The following is a 21,039-nucleotide window of genomic DNA, read 5'->3' as shown; positions in this document are numbered from 1 at the left end:
CGGACGGAAGCGGCCGCCGCAGGGCGATCGGAGGGTGCACCTCGCACCGTCTTGAAGCCTGCGGCCGCTTCGCCACGTGAGCGACGCCGGGCCGGGGTGCGCGGCGTGCCGACGCGCTGACCCGGCCATCGCGTCGCGCCTGTAGGGCCAGCCCTACAGGCGAATCCCGCTGGCCCCGATGTTGCGGTGGGCCTCTCGTTCCTAGCATCCAACCATGCCAAGACGAGAGGCCGCACCATGAGCGAACACTTCGATCCCTACGACGCCGACCGCCCCCTGATGATGGGCTGCAGTTGCGGCCGGCACCGCAGCGGTGCCGAGCATGCGGCGGCGGAACTGCGCGCACGCAGCGAGACCGCCGACTTCGAGCTGTACTCCAACGAGTTCGTCGAGGCCTCGCTGGTCAAGGCGCTGTTCCCGCAGGACGCGCTGCGCCGCCAGTTTCTGCGCGCGGTGGGCAAGGGCTCCGCGATGGCCGCGATCGCCAGCGTGCTGCCGGTGGCCAGCCTGCAGGCGATGGCACAGGAAAAAGGCGGCGCGATCGAGAAGCGCGACCTGAAGATCGGCTTCATCCCGATCACCTGCGCCACGCCGCTGATCATGGCGCATCCGCTGGGCTTCTATTCGAAGCAGGGACTCAACGTCGAGGTGGTGAAGACCGCCGGCTGGGCGCTGATCCGCGACAAGATGCTCAACAAGGAGTACGACGCCACGCACTTCCTGAGCCCGATGCCGCTGGCCATCTCGATGGGCGCGGGCAGCAATGCGACGCCGATGAACGTGGCGACCATCCAGAACACCAACGGCCAGGCGATCACGCTGGCGATGAAGCACAAGGACAAGCGCAACCCGAAGGACTGGAAGGGCTTCAAGTTCGCCGTGCCGTTCGAGTACTCGATGCACAACTTCCTGCTGCGCTACTACGTGGCCGAGGCCGGACTGGACCCGGACCGCGACATCCAGATCCGCGTCGTGCCGCCGCCCGAGATGGTGGCCAATCTTCGCGCCGGCAACATCGACGGCTACCTCGGCCCCGACCCATTCAACCAGCGCGCGGTGTTCGAGGAGGTCGGCTTCATCCATCTGCTCACCAAGGACCTGTGGAACGGCCATCCCTGCTGCGCCTTCGGCACCAGCACCGAGTTCATCCAGAAGAACCCGAACACCTTCGCCGCGCTGTACCGCGCGGTGCTGACCTCGGCGGCGATGGCGCGCGAGGCGAAGAACCGCGAGCTGATCGCCAAGGTGATCGCGCCGCAGGCCTACCTGAATCAGCCGGAGACGGTGATCGCGCAGGTGCTGACCGGCAAGTTCGCCGACGGCCTGGGCAACGTGCAGAACGTGCCGGATCGTGCCGACTTCGATCCCATGCCCTGGCAGAGCATGGCGGTGTGGATGCTCACGCAGATGAAGCGCTGGGGCTACGTCAAGGGCGACGTCAACTACAAGCAGATCGCTGAGAAGGTGTTCCTGCTCACCGATGCGAAGAAGACCATGAGGTCGCTGGGCATGAAGGTGCCCGAAGGGGCGTATCCGAAGTTCACCATCATGGGCAAGGTCTTCGACCCGGAGAAGGCCGAGGCCTACGCGAGCAGCTTCGCGATCAAGCGCGCCTGAGCCTCGGGAGGCACTCATGGGCTTCACCCGCAGCCTGGGCTTCCGGGCAGGCTTGCTGTCGGCGCTGATCCTGCTGGTGCTGCTGGCGGTGTGGCACCTGGCCACGCTGTCCGGCGCACCGGCGGCGGCGCCGGCCGCAGCGCTCACCGCCGAACAGATCGAGTACGCCAGGCTGATGGGCAAGGACCCGACGGCGGGCGCCGCTGCGGCGCCGGCGAAGTCCGGCTTCCCGACGCTGGCGCAGATGGCCGAGGTGGTGGCGAAGAACCTCGCCAGTCCCTTCTACGACAACGGGCCGAACGACAAGGGCGTCGGGCTGCAGCTCGGCTACTCGCTCGGTCGCGTCGCCCTCGGCTACGTGCTCGCCGCGCTGGTGGCGATTCCGCTGGGCTTCGTCATCGGCATGAGTCCGCTGGTCTACCGCGCGCTCGATCCGTTCATCCAGGTGCTCAAGCCGATCTCTCCGCTGGCCTGGATGCCGCTGGCGCTGTACACCATCAAGGACTCGTCGATCAGCGGCATCTTCGTGATCTTCATCTGCTCGGTGTGGCCGATGCTGATCAACACCGCCTTCGGCGTGGCCAGCGTGCGCCGCGAGTGGCTCAACGTGGCGAAGACCCTGGAGGTCACGCCGCTGCGCCGCGCCTTCGAGGTGATCCTGCCCGCGGCCGCGCCGACCATCCTCACCGGCATGCGCATCAGCATGGGCATCGCCTGGCTGGTGATCGTCGCCGCCGAGATGCTGGTCGGCGGCACGGGCATCGGCTACTTCGTGTGGAACGAGTGGAACAACCTCTCGCTGCCCAACGTGATCTTCGCCATCCTGGTGATCGGCGTGGTCGGCATGCTGCTGGATCTGATGTTCGCGAAGCTGCAGAAGGCGGTGACCTATGTCGACTGAGCACTTTCTGAAAGTCGAGGGCTTGACCAAGCGCTACGGCGACGCGATCGTCTTCGACAGCGTCAACTTCGGCATGCGCCAGGGCGAGTTCGTCTGCATCATCGGCCACAGCGGCTGCGGCAAGACGACCATCCTCAACGTGCTCGCCGGGCTGGAGAGCGCCAGCGACGGCCACGTCTTCATGGACAACCGCGAGGTCGCCGGCCCGAGCCTGGAGCGCGGCGTGGTCTTCCAGGGCCATGCACTGATGCCCTGGCTGACCGTGCGCAGGAACATCGCCTTCGCGGTGCGCAGCAAGTGGCCGTCCTGGAGCGCGGCGCAGGTCAACGAGCATGTCGAGAAGTACGTCGCCATGGTCGGCCTGGCCGCGGCGATCGACAAGAAGCCGGCGCAGCTGTCCGGCGGCATGAAGCAGCGCGTGGGCATCGCTCGCGCCTTCGCGATCCAGCCGCGCATGCTGCTGCTCGACGAGCCGTTCGGCGCGCTCGATGCGTTGACGCGCGGCACCATCCAGGACGAGTTGCTGCGCATCTGCGCGGAGACGCACCAGACGGTGTTCATGATCACGCACGATGTCGACGAGGCCATCCTGCTCGCCGACCGCATCCTGCTGATGAGCAACGGCCCGCAGGCGCGCGTGGCCGAGATCGTCAGGAACACGATGCCGCGCGATCGCCAGCGCGCCACGCTGCACCACGACCCGCAGTACTACCGTATCCGCAACCACCTGGTCGACTTCCTCGTCTCGCGCAGCAAGGAGATGTCGCACGGCCGCGCGCCGGCGCAGCCCGCCGAGGTCAGCCCGGGTGTCGACCCCGAGCCCCAGCCCCACAACCACCACGGCACCACCCTGAGGAGAATTGCATGAGCCGACTGGACGTCACCGAGAAGATCATCGCCACCAAGGTGGCCAAGGGCATCAAGTGGTCCGACGTGGCCGCGAAGGTCGGCCTGAGCAAGGAGTGGGTCACCGCCGCCTGCCTCGGACAGATGACGCTCGACAAGAAGCAGGCCGATGCGGTCGGCAAGATCTTCGGCCTGTCCGCCGAGGAGAAGAAGTGGCTGATGGTGGTGCCCTACAAGGGCTCGCTGCCCACCAGCGTGCCGACCGATCCGCTCATCTACCGCTTCTACGAGCTGGTGAACGTGTACGGCACCACCTTCAAGGAACTCATCCACGAGGAGTTCGGCGACGGGATCATGTCCGCCATCGACTTCAAGATGGACCTGCAGCGCGAGCCCGACCCGAAGGGTGACCGCGTGTCGATCACGATGAGCGGCAAGTTCCTTCCCTACAAGACCTACTGAGCCGGACACGCTCTCGCCTGCCGTCTTGATGCGCCTCGGGCGTGCCGTTCGCACGAGGCGCGCCGTTCAACTCGCCGGGTCGTTGGCATGCGGTTCGCTAGGGCAAGACATCCCTTCATTTCCTTTGGAGTTCGCATGACTGCAGTCTCTCGTCGCTCCGCCCTGAAGGCGGGCCTGGCCGGTGCCGCACTGGCCGCGCCGGCCGTCGCCTCGGCCCAGCAGACCTTCAGCTGGAAGATGACCTCGGCCTACGGCAAGGGCTCGCCCTTCTACATGGAAGGGCCGGGCAGCGCGACCGACCTCGCACGACGCATCGAGGCGATGTCCGGCGGCCGGCTGAAGATCCAGGTGTTCGGCGCGGGCGAGCTCATCCCGGCACTCGAAGGCTTCGACGCGGTGCGCGCCGGAACCGTCGAGATGAACCACGCCAACAGCTACTTCTGGACCGGCAAGACCTTCGCGGCGCAGTACTTCACCGCGGTGCCCTTCGGGCTCAACTTCCAGGGCATCAACGGCTGGCTCTACGACGGCGGTGGCCAGGCGCTGTGGGACGAGGTGTACGCGCCCTTCGGCCTGAAGGCCTTCGCCGCCGGCAACACCGGCGTGCAGATGACCGGCTGGTTCAAGAAGGAGATCAAGAGCAGCGCCGACCTCAAGGGCATGAAGATGCGCATCCCCGGCCTCGCGGGGCGCGTCTACGCGGCGCTCGGCGTCGACGTGAAGCTGCTGCCCGGCGGCGAGATCTTCCCGGCGCTGGAGCGAGGCGTGATCGATGCCGCCGAGTTCGTCGGCCCCTTCCAGGACCGCAAGCTCGGCCTGCACAAGGCGGCCAAGTACTACTACACGACGGGCTGGCACGAGTCGGCCACGGTGTCCGAACTGCTGATCAACAAGGCCGCGTTCGACAAGCTGCCCAAGGACCTGCAGGCCGTCGTCGAGAACGCGGCCGCCGCCTGCAACGTCATCAGCGAGGGCTGGTGCCAGCGCAACAACGCCGAGGCGATGGACGACCTGATCAGGAACCAGGGCGTGATCGCCAAGCCGCTGCCCGACGAAGTGCTCAAGAAGCTGCGCGAGGTCACCAATCAAGTGCTTGCGGAGAACGCCGCCAAGGACCCGATGACGAAGAAGGTGCATGACTCGTACATGGCCTACAAGAAGAAGTACGACGCGTGGTGCACCTACAGCGAAGGCCCGTACCACGAGAAGATCCTGACGGCCTGACGCCATGCGCTTCACGGAAACGGTCGACCGCTGGGTCGACCGGGTCGGGCGCGCCGCGTCGTGGCTGACGCTGGTGATCGTCGTGCTGATGGCCACCAACGTGCTGCTGCGCTACGCCTTCAGCATCGGCTCAGTGTGGTCGCAGGAGCTCGAGTGGCATCTGCTCGCGCCGATGGTGCTGGCCGGCATGACCTACGCGTTGGCCAAGGGCGAGCACGTGCGCGTTGACATCTTCTACGCGCGCTGGTCGCCGCGAGGCCAGGCCGCGGTCGACCTCGTCTCGGCACTGCTGGCCGTGGCTTTCGCGCTGCTGGTGATCCGCTACTCGATCCCCTACGTGCAGCAGTCGTACTCGATCGACGAGATCTCTTCCGACCCGGGCGGGCTGACCCACCGCTGGGTGCTCAAGGCGCTGATCCCGCTCGGTTTCGCCCTGTTCGCCGTGCAGGCCGCGGCGCAAGGCGCGGCCGCATGGCGGCGGCTCACCGGCGACGCGCCATGAGCCTCAACGAATGGCTGGCCATCGGCCTGCTGATCGGCTTCTTCCTGCTGCTGATGGCCGGCGTGCCGGTGGGCATCACGCTGGCCGCCAGCGGCTTCGTGTTCGGTTTCCTCGGCTTCGGCGAAACGCTGTTCATGCTGCTGCCGGCGCGCCTGTACGGCGTGGTCGCCAACTACCAGTGGCTGGCGATTCCCCTGTTCGTGTTCATGGGCGTGATGCTGGAGAAATCGCGCCTGGCCGAGGACCTGCTCGACGTCATCGGGCATCTGGCCGGCGGCATGCGCGGCGGCATGGCACTGGGCATCATCGGCGTCGGCGTGCTGATGGGCGCGACCACCGGCATCGTCGGCGCCACCGTCATCACGCTGGGCCTGCTGACGCTGCCGACACTGCTGCGCCGCGGCTACGACCCGGGTGTCAGCTGCGGCGCCATCTGCGCCTCCGGCACGCTCGGGCAGATCATCCCGCCCAGCCTGGTGCTGATCCTGCTGTCGGACATCATGCAGCAGTCGGTGGGCACGCTGTTTGCCGCCGCCGTGATGCCCGGGCTGATGCTGGCCGGCCTGTACTGCGCCTACATCGTCGTCTACGGCATGCTGAAACCGGACGCGATGCCGCCGGTGCCGCAGGCCGAGCGCGATGCATTGCCGCGTGCCGAGCTGTGGTGGCGCGTCGTGAAGGTGGCGCTGCCGCCGCTCGCACTCGTGCTCGCCGTGCTGGGCTCGATCATCGGCGGCATCGCCGCGCCGACCGAGGCTGCGTCGATGGGCGCGCTCGGTGCCATCCTCGTCGTCGCGCTGGCGCGAAGGCTCTCGCTGAACGTGCTGCGCGAGGTGATGCAGAGCACCACGCGCATCTCCGCCATGGTGCTGTTCATCCTGATCTGCTCGCAGGTGTTCAGCATCGCCTTTCGCGGGCTCTCCGGTGAGAAGCTGATCGAGGACCTGTTCGCCTTCCTGCCCGGCGGCATCGACGCCGACGTCTGGTTCCTGATGGCGCTGATCTTCGTGCTCGGCTTCTTCCTCGAGTGGATCGAGATCAGCTACATCGCCGTGCCGCTGTTCCTTCCGATCTTCAACGCCGCGGGCGTCGACCCGGTGTGGCTGGCGATGCTCATCACGGTGAACCTGCAGACCAGCTTCCTCACGCCTCCGTTCGGCTGGGCGCTGTTCTTCCTGCGCGGGGTGGCGCCGCCGCAGGTCACCACGCGGCACATCTACGTCGGTGTGCTGCCCTTCGTGGCGATGCAGATCCTCGGCATCGTGCTGGTGTTCTGCTTCCCCGCCATCGCCACCTGGCTGCCGAAGGCCATCGGCTGGTAAGGAGCACACCGTGGAGACCCGACCGCCCCTGCCGTCCTTCACCGAAGAGTCCGCGAAGCGCAAGGTGCGCGGGGCCGAGGACGCCTGGAACACACGCGACCCCGAGGTCTGTGCGCGCGTCTACGCCGAAGACACGCGCTGGCGCAACCGCGCCGAGTTCCCGGTCGGGCGCGAGGAGGTCAAGGCCTTCCTGCGCCGCAAGTGGGCGACGGAGCTCGACTACCGGCTGATCAAGGAGCTGTGGGCCTTCGGCGGCGACCGCATGGCGGTGCACTTCGCCTACGAGTGGCACGACGACTCCGGCCATTGGTACCGCAGCTACGGCAACGAGAACTGGGAGTTCGACGCGCAGGGCTTCATGGTGCACCGCTTCGCCAGCATCAACGACCTGCCGATCGTGCAGGCGGAGCGCAAATTCCACTGGCCGCTCGGGCGGCGGCCGGACGCGCATCCGGGCCTGTCCGATCTGGGGCTCTGAAACGCTATGCTGCGCCCGAACGAGGAGCGCACCCCATGACCGCCGAAGTCCACCACCTCACTCATCCGCTCATCCAGCACAAGCTGACCCTGATGCGGGAGAAGGACCGCAGCACCAACAGCTTCCGCCGCCTTCTCAACGAGATCAGCATGCTGATGGCCTACGAGGTGACGCGCGACATGCCCACGCACCTCATCGAGATCGAGACGCCGCTCGAGAAGATGCACTCGCCGGTGATCGACGGCAAGAAGACGGTGTTCGTCTCGATCATGCGCGCCGGCGCCGGCTTCCTCGACGGCATGCTCAACGTCGTGCCCGGTGCCCGCATCGGCCACATCGGCCTGTACCGCGACCCGAAGACCCTGGTCGCGGTGGAGTACTACTTCAAGATGCCGCAGGAGATGCACGAGCGCGACGCCATCGTGCTCGACCCCATGCTCGCCACCGGCAATTCGGCGGTGGCGGCGGTGGACCGGCTGAAGGAGACGAGGCCGAAGTCGATCCGCTTCGTCTGCCTGCTCGCCGCGCCCGAAGGCCTGGCCCACTTTCACGCCAACCACCCCGATGTGCCGGTCTACACCGCGGCGATCGACCGGCAGCTCAACGAGCACGGCTACATCGTGCCGGGGCTGGGCGACGCGGGCGACCGGCTGTTCGGCACCAAGTAGTCAGTTCAGCCCCGGCCGCAGCGCGGCGAACAGGTGGCAGCCGCTGCCGGCCATCACGCACAGGTGCCACACGAAGTGGCCGAAGCGCAGCGACGAGTCGAACACGAAGAAGGCCGTGCCGACCAGGTAGGACAGGCCACCGGCGAACAGCCACAGCAGCGCCGAGGCTTCGAGCCCCTGCAGCCCCGGCCAGGCGGCCAGCAGGGCGCCCCAGCCGAGCAGCAGGTACAGGCCGGTGGACAGGCGCTGGTTCGTCAGCCGCCGCATCAGCTTGAGCGAGGCGCCGACCGTTGCCAGCGTCCACACCAGCGCACAGGTGGCGACGCCTTCCGGGCCGGGCATCGCGCCGAGCGTGAACGGCGTGCTGCTGCCGGCGATGAAGAGGTAGATCGCCGCATGGTCGACGGCGCGTGCCCACAGCTTGGCGCGGCCGGCCGGCAGCGCGTGGTAGACGGCCGAGGCCATGAACTGCATCACCATGGTCAGGCAGAACACCGCCACCGAGGCCACGCCCAGCGCGCCGGCCTGGCGCTGGGCGGCCTCCGACAGGGTCGGCCAGGCCATCAGCGGCAGCGCGCAGGCCAGCGCGTGGCTGGCGGCGTTGGCGATCTCCTCGGCGCGCGTCTGCGCACGCCGCGCGCTGGCGGTGCGGGGGGCGATCGCGAAGGTCAGGCGCATGTCGCTACTGAACGCCTGTCCCGCCTTTCGCGCACCCCCTCGAAGAAGGCAGTTCCCCCGCGTTTGAGCGCCTTCGAACTTGGGGGATTCCGGTCAGCGTCTCAACGGAACGGATTGGCGGTGGCGAACCACAGCCCGATCCCGGTGGCGACGATGAAGGCGCCATCGAGCACGCCGACGAGCAGGAACACCTTGCTCTGCAGGCTCTCCATCAGCTCGGGCTGGCGGGCCGAGGACTCGAGGTACTTGGCGCCGAGCAGGCCCACGCCAAGGCAGGAGCCGACGGCGCCCAGTCCGATCATGTGGCCCACGGCGAGCGGGAGGAGATCGATGCCGTCCATGTTGCTTGCATCCTTCCTGGGGGTTGGTCCTTGCCCGTATGCTGGCGCCCATCGTCTCCACCGTCGATGACCTCGGAGGTCATGTCCTGCCATGCTGATCCGCAACGCCACGCTCCCCGACGGCCGCACCGCCATCGATCTGCTGGTGCAGGACGGCCGCATCGCCGCGATCGCGCCCCGGCTCGCGGCGCCCGAAGGCGCGCAGGTGATCGAGGCTGCCGGACAACTGCTCAGCCCGCCCTTCGTCGATGCGCACTTCCACATGGACGCGACGCTGAGCGTCGGCCTGCCGCGGGTGAACCAGAGCGGCACGCTGCTCGAAGGCATCGCGCTGTGGGGCGAACTCAAGCCGCAGCTGACGCAGGAGGCGCTGGTCGAGCGTGCACTGCAGTACTGCGACTGGGCGGTGGCCAGGGGTCTGCTGGCGATCCGCTCGCACGTGGACGTGTGCGACGACCGCTTGCTCGCCGTCGAGGCGCTGCTGCACGTGCGCGAGCGCGTCAAGCCCTACCTGGACCTGCAGCTGGTGGCTTTTCCGCAGGACGGCCTGCTGCGTTCGCCCAACGCGCTGGCCAACCTGAAGCGCGCGCTGGACATGGGCGTGGACGTGGTCGGCGGCATCCCGCACTTCGAGCGAACCATGGCCGACGGCGCCGAGAGCGTGCGCATCCTCTGCGAGATCGCCGCCGAGCGCGGCCTGCGCGTGGACATGCATTGCGACGAGAGCGACGACCCGCTGTCGCGCCACATCGAGACGCTGGCCTTCCAGGCCCAGCGGCTCGGGCTGCAGGGGCGTGTCGCCGGCTCGCACCTGACGTCCATGCACTCGATGGACAACTACTACGTTTCCAAGCTGCTGCCGCTGATCCGCGAGGCCGGGGTGCATGCGATCGCCAACCCGCTGATCAACATCACCCTCCAGGGCCGCCACGACAGCTACCCGAAGCGCCGCGGCATGACGCGTGTGCCGGAGATGCTGGCCGCCGGCATCAACGTCGGCTTCGGCCACGACTGCGTGATGGACCCTTGGTACTCGCTGGGCAGCGGCGACATGCTGGAGGTCGCCGCGATGGGCCTGCACGTGGCGCAGATGACCTCGCAGTCGCAGATGCGCCAGTGCTTCGACGCCGTGACCGTCAACAGCGCGGCGATCCTGGGCCTGCCGGACCATGGCCTCGAGGTCGGCAAGTCGGCCGATTTCGTGCTGCTGCAGGCGGGCGATCCGGTCGAAGCGATCCGGCTGCGTGCCACGCGGCTGCTGGTGGTTCGCCGCGGCGCGGTGGTGGCCTGCACGGCGCCGGCCCAGGCGGTGATGTCGCTGCCGGGCCGGCCCGTGAGCGTGGACTTCCGGCTGCGGCGCTGAGCGGCCGCTGCCCCGAGCCCACCTGCGGGCCCGCGCCTTGCTCGGTGCGAGGCGCACTCCCTCGACTGTCCGCTCAGACTTCGGCTCCGCAAGGCAGCCTCGCTAGAATGGGTCACAACCAGGGCACCAGCAGTCACAACAACATGATGAAGCTCATCGGCGCGCTCACCAGCCCCTACGTGCGCAAGGTGCGCATCGTGCTGGCGGAGAAGAAGCTCGACTACCAGTTCGTGCTCGAGGACGTGTGGAACGCCGACACCATCCTCAAGGCCAACCCGCTGGGCAAGGTGCCCTGCCTCGTGCTCGAGGGTGGCGAGGCGGTGTTCGACTCGCGCGTGATCGTCGAGTACCTCGACACGCGCTCGCCGGTGAGCCGGCTGATCCCCGAATCCGGCCGCGAGCGCACCGAGGTGCGCACCTGGGAAGCGTTGTCCGATGGCGTGCTCGATGCCGCCATCCTGGCGCGGCTGGAGGCCACCTGGCCCGGCCGCAGCGCCGAGCAGCGCAGCCAGGCCTGGATCGACCGCCAGATGAGCCGCGTCGATGGCGCGCTGGCGGCGATGAGCACCGGCCTGGGCGACAAGCCCTGGTGCGTGGGCATCCACATGTCGCTGGCCGACATCGCGGCCGGCTGCGCGCTCGGTTACCTCGACTTCCGCTTCCCGCAGATCACCTGGCGCGACCGCCATGCCAACCTGGCCCGGCTGGCGGAGAAGCTCAACGCCCGGCAGAGCTTCGTCGACACGCTGCCACCGACCTGACCGGCGCCGCCCTCAGAGGGGCTGCGGAGACGGCGACGAGGTGCGCCGTTCGAGTTGCAGCTTGCGGTAGAGCGTGCGCACGCGCTGCCCCACCTCGCGCGTGCTGATGCGCAGATCGAGCGCGATCTCGTGCGGCAGAAATCCGTCGCAGGTCCACTGCAGCACCTGGCGCTCGATGCGGTTCGGCTGCAGGGGGTTCTCGTCGTCGGGCCGGTCGTTGCGCCTCCACGAGGCAGTGTCGAAGTGGGCCTTCACCTGGCGCGCGATGGACGGTGCCATCTCGGCGCCGCCGGCCAGCGCCTGCTCGATGGCCGCCACCAGCGTCTGCGGCGACTGGCCCTGCACGAAGTAGCCGTCGGCGCCGCGCGAGAGTGCTTCCAGCAACTGCGAGTCGTCGAGCGTGAGCGTCACCACCAGTGTCTTCGGGCGGCCGTAACGGCCGCTGGTCGAGAGTTCGTCGAGGAAGCCGGCCACCCAGCCGTCGGCGACCTGAAGGTCGGCGAGCACCAGGTCGGCGCCGAGCTGCGGCAACTGCGCGCGCGCATGCTCCATCGTGTCGACCCAGCCCACCGTCTGCAGGTCCGTCGCGGCATCGATGAGCCCGCGCATGCGCCCGGCCACCAGCGGGTCATTGATGAGGAGAAAAACGCGGGACATGAAGGCGGCGGGCGAATGAATGACAAAGGGATTGTCGGATTCGCACCAAGCCGATGCACCCCCGCGACCCGGTGGCGCACGCCGTGTCTCGCCGAGGCGGGCCGATCCTCGATCGCCTCAGCGGCGCGTCATCGGGACGCCGTCCGCCTGCGCCATCGGCCAGCCGGTACCGATCAGCGGGTCGTTGCAGCGCACCGAGTGTCGCGACAGCCGGGTGTCGCGCGAGCCCAGGCGAACCAGGCATGCGCCGGGCGACGGGTCGGGCGCGCCGTCGCCGCCGCCGACAAGCGCCCCCGGACAGGACAGCGCGCGCGTGCCCGGCCCGTTCAGGCGAAGAACCCGAGCAGCGCCGCGGCGCTCTGCTCGGGCAATTCTTCGGCGAGGAAGTGGCCGGCCGCCATCGCATGGCCGCTCACCGTCGCGCTGCACTGTGCGCGCCACAGCGCCAGCGGGTCGAACAGCGCCTGCACCACGCCGCGCTCGCCCCACAGCACCAGGGTGTCGCAGGCGATCTTCTGGCCGGTGTCGCGCGAGGCGCGATCGTGCTCCAGGTCGATGCCGGCGGCGGCGCGGTAGTCCTCGCAGACCGCGTGGATGGTCTCGGCGCGGCAGAAGCAGCGTTCGTATTCGGCCAGCGCCTGCGGCTCGATGAAGCCAATGCCGTGCGAACCCCAGCCGCCGAGCTTCCAGTGCAGGTAGAAGCGCGGGTTGCCGCCGATCATCGTCTCGGGCAGCGGGCTGGGCTGGATCAGGTGGAACCAGTGATAGTAGGCGCTGGCGAAACGCATGTCGGTGGCCGCGTACATGTCCAGCGTCGGCGCGATGTCGAGCAGCGCGAGCCGGGTCACCGCGTGCGCATGGTCGAGCGCGAGCCGGTGCGCCACGCGCGCGCCACGGTCGTGGCCGCACACGGCGTAGCGTGCGTGGCCGAGCGAGCGCATGAGGGCCGCCATGTCGGCGGCCATCGCGCGCTTGCTGTAGTTGGCGTGGCCCGGCGCACCGCGCGGCTTGTCGGAGTCGCCATAGCCGCGCAGGTCGGGCAGCACGAGGCGAAAGTGCGGGGCCAGGCGTTGCGCCACGCGCTGCCACATCGCGTGCGTCTGCGGGAAGCCGTGCAGCAGCAACAGCGGCGGGGCATCCGGCGCGCCGCCGATGCGGGCATGGATGCGCACGCCCTCGACCTCGTGCCAGGCCGCCTCGAAACCAGGGAACCAATCGGACATCTCAGTGCTCCGTCTTCAGTCCAGGGTCTGACGATAGCGCTTCAGCGCGACGATGCTCGCCACCGCCACCGCCACCGCCACCGCCACCGCCACCGCCACCGCCACCGCGAAGGGGAGGCGGTAGTGCAGCCTCTGCTGGAACTCCTGGACAAAGACCGCGAGCATGCGGCGTCAGGAGAAGCGCTTCATGGCGTCGGGGGTGGCACCCGCACATGATGGCTCTCATGACCCATGATGGCAGGATGGCCGGCTACCCGCGCCTCAGTCGAGCAATCGCTTCAACGCTTGCGGCAGCCCGGCATCGCTGCCCAGCGCCGAGACGTGCCGCGGGCCGAAGATGCGTCGCGCCGCCGCGGCATGCGCCGGCGACGGCGCCAGGCAGGCCAGCCGCAGGCCCTGGCGCAGGGCGCGCCGCGCCGCATGGCGTGCGTCGTCGAGCAGGTAGCGTGGATCGTGCACGTCGATGTCGTAGGGATCGGCATCGCTGAACACGAGCACGATCCGCTCGCCGTCGCGCCGCCGTGCGAGCCGGCGCGCCGCATGGCGCAGCGCCGCGCCCAGGCGCGTCGAACCGGCGCTGCGCAGCGCGGACAGTCGCGCATGGCTCGCGGCGTCCAGGGGCTCGCCGAAGGCCAGCACCTCGCGCCAGTCGACCGCGTGGCGGCCATTCGAGCTGAAGGCGGCGATCGACACCGCGAGGCCGACACCGGCCAGCGCATGCGCGGCCTGCCAGGCCATCTCGCTGGCCGCCTGCAACTGGCTCATGCCGGTGTCGCCCCAGGCGGCCGAGGTCGACGCGGACTGGTCGATCAGCAGCAACACGCTGCCCGTGCGCCGGTCGCGCGCGCGGCCGCGGTGCACCCGTTCGTCACCCGGTCGGCGGCAGCGGCGCGCCACGCGCAGGCGCAGCAAGGCGTCGAGGTCGAGCTGCGGACCCTGCTGGTGCAACTGCCAGCGCCCGCTGGCGCGCGCGCCGAGCAGGGCGCACCGCCACGCCGCCGGCGTAGCGACCGGCAGCGACTGCGGCGCATCGACCGTCCGTGCCTGCGCGCGCCACTCGGCGACGCGGCACCAGGCCGGCCGCAGGCGCGCGATCAGGCGGTCCCATTCCGGATGGCGGACGACGGAATCGTCGTGCTCAGTTGCCGGCGGGGTGCGCCCGGGCGGCGGCGGCGAGGGCTGCTCCTGCGGCGCGTCGCTGGACGGTGCCGGCCACATCCATCGGTGGTCGTCTCGGTAGTCCGGGCCGGGGCGGTAGCCCTTGGCGTTGAACTGCAGCCGCATCTGGCCGAGGTCGTGGCCCAGCCGCGAGGCGATGCCGCGCAGCCGTTCGGCGCGGGGTTCGGCGAGCACCGTGCCGTTGGCGTCGAGGAAGAACAGCGAACGGCCCTTGCGCACCCAGGGGTGAGGGTCCTCGTAGCGCGGGTCGGCGAGCGCACGCGCCAGGCGCAGCAGTAGCATCTCGACGCCGTCGCCGTCCAGCGGCGTGACCGTGTGCCGCGCGCGCCACCAGCGGTGCAGGCCGGGCAGCTCGCGGCCGGCAAGGTTTTCCACGCGTGCATCCTCGAGCACGCCCACGATGGCGCGTGCGATCGGCTTCAGGCCCCGGCCGTCGAGCCCCGACGGCGAGTAGACGAGGTGCGCCGCGGCATGCGCGGCGGCGGCAAGTCGCCAGGCCTCGGCCTCCTGGCCCGGCGGCGCGTGGCGCGGCAGACGGATGGTGCGGCCGACGAGGTGCGGCTGCTCGGCGTCGGTCAGCGCGAGCGCATCCAGGTCCCACAGCGCGCGCAAGGTCTGGCGCAGTGGCTCGAGCGCGGCGCCGGCAGGCGGCGATGCGGCATGCACCAGCGGTTCGGGCAGGGCGGATCCCATGTCCGGGCCTCAGAAGGAGGCGTCCAGCGCGGCCAGCAGCGCCTCGTGCACGCCGGGCTCGTCGCTCAGCGCGTCGACCGCCGCCATGCGGCAGGCCCGCCGGGGCGCCACACCTTGCACGGCCAGCGTTGCGGCGTGCACGAGCATGCGCGTCGAGGCGCCCTCGTCCAGGCCATGGCCTTGCAGCCGACGCGTGCGCACGCCGAAGGCGACGATGGCCGCGGCCGCATCGAGCGCCAGGCCCGACTCGCGCGACACGATGGCGGCCTCGGACTCGGGCGCCGGGTAGTGGAACTCGAGCGCGCAGAAGCGCTGCCGCGTCGACGTCTTCAGCTCGCGCGCCAGCGGTCCGGGGTTGTAGGAGACGACCAGCGCGAAGTCCGGATGTGCCGCAAGCAGCTCGTTGCAGGCGGTCAGCGGCAGCATGCGCCGCGTGTCGGCCAGCGGGTGAATCACCACCGTGGTGTCGGCACGTGCCTCCACCAGCTCGTCGAGGTAGCACAGCGCGCCGTGGCGCGCGGCCAGTGCCAGCGGACCGTCCTGCCAGCGCGTGCCTTCGGCGTCGAGCAGCCAGCGGCCGACCAGATCGGCCGCGCTCAGATCGTCGTGGCAGGCGACGGTGACCAGCGGCCTGCCGAGTCGCCAGGCCATGTGCTCGACGAAGCGCGTCTTGCCGCAGCCGGTCGGGCCCTTCAGCAGCAACGGCAGGCGCTTCGCGTAGGCTGCCTCGAACAGCGCGATCTCGTCGTCGGCCGGCTGATAGAAGGGCTCGCTGCGGATGCGGTAGGCATCCATCGCACGGCCCTTCAGCGATGCGCCAGCGTGGCCGGGTTGGGGATGCCCTCGATCGGCGCCTCCTCGGTGCCCACCGTGTCGCGCGTGATCGCCTCGACGCGCTTGCGCGTGCCCTCCGGGTCGTTGACCCACTGGCTGTAGAACTCGTAGGGGCAGGCGGCCACGCCCTTGTCGCCCTCGCGCGAGTTGATCAGGCCGGTGTAGCCGCGGTGCAGCAGCTTGAAGAGATGGTTCTCGCTCTGGCCGTTCTTGCGGAAGTCGCGGATCAGGCTCTTCGAGAGCGCCGCGTACTGGATGCCCATCTCCTCCTCGCCGCACTCGCCGAGCGTGCGGCCGTCGAAGCCGACGATCGCGCTGTGGCCGAAGTAGGAGTACACGCCGTCGAAGCCGGCGGCGTTGGCCACCGCAACGTAGGTGTTGTTGGCGAAGGCCATCGCCTTGGCCATCATGATCTGCTGCTCCTTGGCCGGGTACATGTAGCCCTGGCAGCGCACGATCAGCTCGGCGCCCTTCATCGCGCAGTCGCGCCAGATCTCCGGGTAGTTGCCGTCGTCGCAGATGATCAGGCTGACCTTCAGGCCCTTGGGGCCGTCGCTGACGTAGGTGCAGTTGCCCGGGTACCAGCCCTCGATCGGCACCCAGGGCATGATCTTGCGGTACTTCTGGACGATCTCGCCCTGGTCGTTCATCAGGATCAGCGTGTTGTAGGGCGCCTTGTGCGGATGCTCCTCGTGGCGCTCGCCGGTCAGCGAGAACACGCCCCAGACCTTGGCCTTCCTGCAGGCGGCGGCGAAGATCGCCGTCTCGTCGCCGGGCACGGTGCTGGCGGTGTCGTACATCTCCTTCGAGTCGTACATGATCCCGTGCGTGCTGTACTCGGGGAAGATGACCAGGTCCAGGCCCGGCAGGCCGAGCTTCATGCCCTCGATCATCGATGCGATCTGGCGTGCATTGGCCAGCACCTCGGCCCGCGTGTGAAGCCGCGGCATCTTGTAGTTGACGACCGCGACACCGACAGTGTCCTTGCTGCTCGAAATATCGCCGTGGTGCATGACTGGCTCCCGCTGAGTTGACCCTTGGATGGGTCCATTGCAGCGAATGCGGGCGTCGCGCGGAATACGTCGTTCGACGTAGCGCGCCGTGGGAACGCTACTGCGGCTGCACCGTGCCGAACAGCGAGCGCAGATCCTCGTCGTCGGCTTCGACCACCCTGAGTCCTCGGGCCAGGTCGAAAGACGACAGGAACCAGCCGTGCTCCACCGGCTCGCCGCATCCCTGCGGATCCCGGGGGGCCGGCACGCAGCGTGGCGAGGCGGGGGAAGCATCGAACTTGACCATCGACATGGCGCAGTGCTGAAGCGGGAGCGATGGAGGAATTCTGGTCACGCGAGCCGCGACGCGCAGTCCCGTGATCGCGGGACCCTCTGCCGGCGCGGCGTGAAATCCGACCGCTGCCGGGCCCGACGCGGCGCCGCGTGGCATGCTTGCGGGACGGAGGCTCCCACGATGACGCTGCGCACCCTGCCACGGGCCCTGCTGCTGATGGGGCTGGCTGCCGGCGCGCAGGCCTTCGACCTGCAGGGCCACCGCGGCGCACGCGGCCTCGCCCCGGAGAACACGCTGGCCGCCTTCGAGCGTGCGCTGGAGATCGGTGTGAGCACGCTGGAGACCGACCTGCACCTCAGCGCCGACGGCGTGCTGGTGCTGCACCACGACGCGGCGCTGAACGCCGACCAGACACGTGACGCGCAGGGCGAATGGATCGTCGCGCCGACGCCGCGGCTGAAGGAATTGACGCTGGCGCAGCTGCGCCGCTACGACGTCGGACGACTCAGGCCGGGCAGCCGCAGCGCGGCGGGCTTCCCGTCGCAGAGGCCGCACGACGGCCAGCGCATCCCGACCCTGGCAGCCGCGTTCGGCCTGGTGAAGGAGCGCGGCGCCGACGACGTGCGCTTCAACCTCGAGGTGAAGATGCACCCAGGGCGGCCGGACGACCGCCCGCCCTGGGAGGCCATCGTCGACGCGCTGCTGGCCGAGCTGAAGTCCTCCGGCATGGCCGGGCGTGTCACCGTGCAGGGCTTCGACTGGCGCGCGCTGCAGCGCGTCCAGCAGCTCGCGCCGGAACTGCCGACGGCCTACCTGTCGTCGCAGTCGCCGCGCTTCGACACCATCGCCGACGGCGCCTGGACCGCCGGCCTGCGCCTGGCCGACCATGGCAGCGTGCCGCGCATGGTGAAGGCTGCCGGCGGCACGATCTGGTCGCCGAACTTCATCGACCTGAGCGAGGAGCTGGTGCACGAGGCGCACGCGCTCGGGCTGCGCGTGCTGCCCTGGACCGTCAACGAAGGCGCCGACATGGAGCGGCTGATCGCCTGGGGCGTCGACGGCCTGATCACCGACTACCCCGACCGCGCCCGCGCGGCCCTGCGCGCCAGCGGCCTGCCGCTGCCCCGGGGCCTGAAGAACTGATCAGGCGGCGGCGCGTTGCCCCGCCGAGGCGATGCGGTCCAGCGCCGCCTCGAGGTTGCCCACCGTGCGATCGACGTGCTGCAGCTTCTCCAGCCCGAACAGGCCGATGCGGAAGGTCTTGAAGTCGGCCGGCTCGTCGCACTGCAGCGGCACGCCCGCGGCGGTCTGCAGGCCCTCGGCGAGGAAGCTCCTGCCGGTGTGCAGGCCGTCGTCGTCGGTGTAGCTGACCACCACGCCGGCGGCTTGGAAGCCTTCGGCGGCCACGCTCGGGAAGCCGCGCCGCACCATCAGCGCGCGCACCTTGCGGCCGAGCTCGATCTGCGCGGCGCGAAGCGCCTCGAAGCCGATCGCCTTCGTCTCCAACATCACGTCGCGGGTGCGCGTCAGCGCATCGGTCGGCATGGTGGTGTGGTAGACGTGGGCGCCGCTCTCGTAGGTCTCCATCACGCTCAGCCACTTCTTCAGGTCCATCGCGAAGCTGCTGCTGGCGGTGCCGTCGATCGCGGCGCGGGCGCGCTCGCCGAGCATCACGAAGGCACAGCAGGGCGAACCCGACCAGCCCTTCTGCGGCGCGCTGATCAGCACGTCGACGCCGGTGGCCTGCATGTCCACCCACAGCGCGCCGGAGGCGATGCAGTCGAGCACGAACAGGCCGCCGACCTCGTGCACCGCGTCGGCCACGGCACGCAGGTAGTCGTCGGGCAGCACCATGCCGGCGGCGGTCTCGACGTGCGGCGCGAAGACGACCGCCGGCTTGTCCTTGCGGATCGCCGCCACCACCTCGCCGATCGGCGCCGGCGCGAAGGGCTGCTGGCGGCCCGAACCCTGCGTGCGTGCCTTCAGCACGGCGACCGACGACGGGATGCGGCCCATCTCGAAGATCTGCGTCCAGCGGAAGCTGAACCAGCCGTTGCGGATCACCAGCGCCGGCTTGGCCGCGGCGAACTGCCGTGCCACCGCTTCCATGCCGTAGCTGCCGCTGCCCGGCACGACGATCGCCGAGCGCGCGTTGTAGGCTTCTTTCAGCACCGACGAGATGTCGCACATCACGCCCTGGAACTTGCGCGACATGTGGTTGAGCGCCCGGTCGGTGTAGACCACCGAATATTCGAGCAGGCCGTCGGGGTCGACGTCGGGCAGCAGTCCGGGCATGAGTATCTCCGTGCGCAGGGGGCGCTTTTCGCTTTTCGGGCGGAAAGCTTAGCACCCTGCGCACGGCCGCGCCGGCCGCCCGCTCCGGCGGGTGAATCCGGTCAGTGACTGATCATCCAGGGGCGCTTGCTCGGGAAGGCCTTGGCGCCGTTGGCCGCGGTGACCGTCGCGCTGCGGCGGCTGCCCGGCGAGCAACAGCCGCAGCCGGCCGGATGGCGCATGCGCTGGTACGAGCCCGAGCTCTTCGGCTCGTGGCGCGCGCGCTCGTTGGTCTCCATCGCGCGGCGCGTCTCGCTGCTGACGCAGGCCAGCCGCGGCATCGCCGTGAAGACACGCGGCGAGGGCGCGGCGCAGTCCGGGCAGGCGGCCGGCTCGTCGCGCTGCGCGAAGGAGCGCAGTGCGTCGAAGCCGCCGCAGGCCGGGCAGGCGTAGTCGTAGGTCGGCATGCGGCGGCTCCTGCGGCGATCAGAGGTCCGGCGACAGCGGCATCTGGACCGAGCCGTCGATGAACTTGGTCGGCCCGGCCGCGCTCGGGTTGATGTCGAAGTCGAAGATCGCGGTCGGCAGCCACAGCGTCGCGCAGGCGTTGGGCACGTCGACCACGCCGCTGATGTGGCCCTGCACCGGCGCCGTGCCGAGGATCGAGTAGGCCTGCGCGCCGGAGTAGCCGAACTTCTTCAGGTACTCGATCGCGTTCAGGCAGGCCTGGCGGTAGGCGACGTTCACGTCCAGGTAGTACTGCTTGCCGGCCTCGTCGACGCTGATGCCTTCGAAGATCACGTAGTCGTCGTAGACCGGCTTGATCGGGCTGGGCTTGAAGATCGGGTTCTTGATGCCGTACTTGGCCATGCCGCCCTTGATCAGGCTGACTTTCATGTGCACCCAGCCGGCCATCTCGATGGCGCCGCAGAAGGTGATCTCGCCGTCGCCCTGGCTGAAGTGCAGGTCGCCCACGGACAGGCCCGCGCCGTCCACGTAGACCGGGAAGAAGATCTTCGAGCCGCGCGACAGGTCCTTGATGTCGCAGTTGCCGCCGTGTTCGCGCGGCGGCACGGTGCGCGCGCCGGAGGCGGCGGCCTTGGCCTTCGCGTCACCGGTGAGCTTGCCCATGTGCGCCGTGCCGGCGAAGGGCGGGTTGGCCAGCCCGCTGGTGGCGGGGTCGGAGTCGATCAGCGCCTGCTCGCGCGCGTTCCACATCTCGAGCATCTTGGGGTCGGGCAGGCAGCCGATCAGGCCGGGGTGGATCAGGCCCGCGTACTTCACCCCCGGCACGTGGCGCGAAGTCGTGAACATGCCGTGGAAGTCCCAGATCGACTTCTGCGCCTGCGGAAAGTGCTCGGTCAGGAAGCCGCCGCCGTTCTTCTTGCTGAAGAAGCCGTTGAAGCCCCACAGGCTGTCGTCCTTGGCGCCGATGTCCAGCAGGTCGACCACCAGCAGGTCGCCCGGCTCGGCGCCCTTCACGCCCACCGGGCCGGAGAGGTAGTGCACCGTGCTCAGGTCGATGTCGCGCACGTCGTCGGCGCTGTCGTTGTTCTTGATGAAGCCGCCGGTCCAGTCGTAGGTCTCGAGCACGAACTCGTCGCCAGGCTTGACCCAGCAGGCCATCGGGATGTCCGGGTGCCAGCGGTTGTGCACCATCTCGTTGCTGGGCGCGGGTTTGGAAAGGTCGACCTTGATCAGGGTTTCGGGCATGTCGTGGCTCCTTCGG

24 protein-coding genes are annotated in these 21,039 nt (G+C 69.3%); 12 read left to right on the top strand and 12 right to left on the bottom strand.

Features of this window, described 5'->3' with window-relative positions:
* Nucleotides 1-237 precede the first annotated feature (237 nt).
* The 9 genes from Q0599_RS20760 to upp all read left to right on the top strand — a co-directional run bounded on the left by Q0599_RS20760 (nt 238) and on the right by upp (nt 8,020).
* Nucleotides 238-1,617 (top strand): CmpA/NrtA family ABC transporter substrate-binding protein, encoded by a 1,380-nt coding sequence (locus tag Q0599_RS20760; protein WP_298833811.1) that lies wholly within the window; start codon nt 238-240, stop codon nt 1,615-1,617.
* A 16-nt stretch (nt 1,618-1,633) separates the two neighbouring features.
* Nucleotides 1,634-2,518 carry a nitrate ABC transporter permease gene (gene ntrB, locus Q0599_RS20755; protein ID WP_298833808.1) on the top strand — a complete coding sequence of 295 codons (885 nt, stop codon included), beginning with the start codon at nt 1,634-1,636 and terminating at the stop codon, nt 2,516-2,518.
* Nucleotides 2,508-3,386, top strand: coding sequence for an ABC transporter ATP-binding protein (locus Q0599_RS20750; RefSeq protein WP_298833804.1), 879 nt, complete (start codon nt 2,508-2,510; stop codon nt 3,384-3,386). Before ntrB ends, Q0599_RS20750 begins: the two co-directional genes overlap by 11 nt.
* A complete protein-coding gene (gene cynS, locus Q0599_RS20745; RefSeq protein WP_298833801.1) occupies nt 3,383-3,826 on the top strand; it encodes a cyanase in 444 nt (147 codons plus the stop codon). Before Q0599_RS20750 ends, cynS begins: the two co-directional genes overlap by 4 nt.
* 135 nt (nt 3,827-3,961) lie before the next feature.
* Nucleotides 3,962-5,050, top strand: coding sequence for a TRAP transporter substrate-binding protein (locus Q0599_RS20740; RefSeq protein WP_298833798.1), 1,089 nt, complete (start codon nt 3,962-3,964; stop codon nt 5,048-5,050).
* 4 nt (nt 5,051-5,054) lie between these two features.
* Nucleotides 5,055-5,552: a TRAP transporter small permease subunit gene (locus Q0599_RS20735; RefSeq protein WP_298833793.1), complete on the top strand. Its 498-nt coding sequence runs from the start codon at nt 5,055-5,057 to the stop codon at nt 5,550-5,552.
* Nucleotides 5,549-6,874 carry a TRAP transporter large permease subunit gene (locus Q0599_RS20730; protein WP_298833791.1) on the top strand — a complete coding sequence of 442 codons (1,326 nt, stop codon included), beginning with the start codon at nt 5,549-5,551 and terminating at the stop codon, nt 6,872-6,874. The genes Q0599_RS20735 and Q0599_RS20730 overlap by 4 nt, the downstream gene beginning before the upstream one ends.
* 10 nt (nt 6,875-6,884) lie before the next feature.
* Nucleotides 6,885-7,352 carry a nuclear transport factor 2 family protein gene (locus Q0599_RS20725; protein ID WP_298833788.1) on the top strand — a complete coding sequence of 156 codons (468 nt, stop codon included), beginning with the start codon at nt 6,885-6,887 and terminating at the stop codon, nt 7,350-7,352.
* A gap of 35 nt (nt 7,353-7,387) precedes the next feature.
* Complete coding sequence (gene upp, locus Q0599_RS20720; protein WP_298833786.1) at nt 7,388-8,020, top strand: uracil phosphoribosyltransferase; 633 nt, start codon at nt 7,388-7,390, stop codon at nt 8,018-8,020.
* Here the strand turns inward: upp and Q0599_RS20715 are convergent, their stop codons facing one another.
* The gene (locus Q0599_RS20715; RefSeq protein WP_298833784.1) at nt 8,021-8,698 is read right to left on the bottom strand and encodes a hemolysin III family protein; all 678 of its coding nucleotides are present in this window, start codon (nt 8,696-8,698) and stop codon (nt 8,021-8,023) included. It abuts the gene before it with no gap.
* A gap of 101 nt (nt 8,699-8,799) precedes the next feature.
* Entirely contained in the window at nt 8,800-9,039 is a 240-nt protein-coding gene (gene atpE, locus Q0599_RS20710; RefSeq protein WP_298833781.1) for a F0F1 ATP synthase subunit C, read from the bottom strand.
* Nucleotides 9,040-9,130: 91 nt separating this feature from the next.
* Between atpE and Q0599_RS20705 the strand changes: the two genes are divergently transcribed.
* Nucleotides 9,131-10,402, top strand: a complete 1,272-nt coding sequence (locus Q0599_RS20705) for an amidohydrolase family protein (RefSeq protein WP_298833778.1) — start codon at nt 9,131-9,133, stop codon at nt 10,400-10,402.
* A gap of 146 nt (nt 10,403-10,548) precedes the next feature.
* Nucleotides 10,549-11,163: a glutathione S-transferase N-terminal domain-containing protein gene (locus tag Q0599_RS20700; RefSeq protein ID WP_298834105.1), complete on the top strand. Its 615-nt coding sequence runs from the start codon at nt 10,549-10,551 to the stop codon at nt 11,161-11,163.
* 12 nt (nt 11,164-11,175) lie between these two features.
* On the opposite strand, the gene Q0599_RS20695 is transcribed toward Q0599_RS20700, so the two are convergent.
* The 7 genes from Q0599_RS20695 to Q0599_RS20665 form a co-directional block, all read right to left on the bottom strand.
* On the bottom strand, nt 11,176-11,820 hold the full coding sequence (locus tag Q0599_RS20695; protein ID WP_298833776.1) for a response regulator transcription factor: 645 nt from the start codon (nt 11,818-11,820) through the stop codon (nt 11,176-11,178).
* 326 nt (nt 11,821-12,146) lie between these two features.
* Nucleotides 12,147-13,043: an alpha/beta hydrolase gene (locus Q0599_RS20690; protein ID WP_298833773.1), complete on the bottom strand. Its 897-nt coding sequence runs from the start codon at nt 13,041-13,043 to the stop codon at nt 12,147-12,149.
* A gap of 15 nt (nt 13,044-13,058) precedes the next feature.
* Entirely contained in the window at nt 13,059-13,208 is a 150-nt protein-coding gene (locus tag Q0599_RS20685; protein WP_298833770.1) for a hypothetical protein, read from the bottom strand.
* 96 nt (nt 13,209-13,304) lie between these two features.
* Nucleotides 13,305-14,915: a VWA domain-containing protein gene (locus Q0599_RS20680; RefSeq protein ID WP_298833767.1), complete on the bottom strand. Its 1,611-nt coding sequence runs from the start codon at nt 14,913-14,915 to the stop codon at nt 13,305-13,307.
* A gap of 9 nt (nt 14,916-14,924) precedes the next feature.
* Nucleotides 14,925-15,710, bottom strand: a complete 786-nt coding sequence (locus Q0599_RS20675) for a CbbQ/NirQ/NorQ/GpvN family protein (protein WP_298833764.1) — start codon at nt 15,708-15,710, stop codon at nt 14,925-14,927.
* 11 nt (nt 15,711-15,721) lie between these two features.
* On the bottom strand, nt 15,722-16,762 hold the full coding sequence (locus Q0599_RS20670; protein ID WP_298833762.1) for an aliphatic amidase: 1,041 nt from the start codon (nt 16,760-16,762) through the stop codon (nt 15,722-15,724).
* 97 nt (nt 16,763-16,859) lie between these two features.
* Complete coding sequence (locus Q0599_RS20665; RefSeq protein WP_298833758.1) at nt 16,860-17,054, bottom strand: hypothetical protein; 195 nt, start codon at nt 17,052-17,054, stop codon at nt 16,860-16,862.
* Between the two features lie 162 nt (nt 17,055-17,216).
* On the opposite strand from Q0599_RS20665, the gene Q0599_RS20660 reads away from it, so the two are divergent.
* Nucleotides 17,217-18,179: a glycerophosphodiester phosphodiesterase gene (locus Q0599_RS20660; protein ID WP_298833755.1), complete on the top strand. Its 963-nt coding sequence runs from the start codon at nt 17,217-17,219 to the stop codon at nt 18,177-18,179.
* Here the strand turns inward: Q0599_RS20660 and Q0599_RS20655 are convergent, their stop codons facing one another.
* From Q0599_RS20655 to fmdA, 3 genes are all read right to left on the bottom strand, one after another.
* The gene (locus tag Q0599_RS20655; protein ID WP_298833752.1) at nt 18,180-19,331 is read right to left on the bottom strand and encodes an aminotransferase class V-fold PLP-dependent enzyme; all 1,152 of its coding nucleotides are present in this window, start codon (nt 19,329-19,331) and stop codon (nt 18,180-18,182) included.
* A gap of 101 nt (nt 19,332-19,432) precedes the next feature.
* On the bottom strand, nt 19,433-19,777 hold the full coding sequence (locus tag Q0599_RS20650; RefSeq protein WP_298833749.1) for a zinc ribbon domain-containing protein: 345 nt from the start codon (nt 19,775-19,777) through the stop codon (nt 19,433-19,435).
* Nucleotides 19,778-19,796: 19 nt separating this feature from the next.
* A complete protein-coding gene (gene fmdA / locus Q0599_RS20645; protein ID WP_298833746.1) occupies nt 19,797-21,023 on the bottom strand; it encodes a formamidase in 1,227 nt (408 codons plus the stop codon).
* Nucleotides 21,024-21,039: the final 16 nt, after the last annotated feature.

Source organism: uncultured Piscinibacter sp. (assembly GCF_937952055.1).
GTDB lineage: Bacteria > Pseudomonadota > Gammaproteobacteria > Burkholderiales > Burkholderiaceae_C > Piscinibacter.
This window is presented reverse-complemented; position numbering and strand designations above follow the sequence as displayed.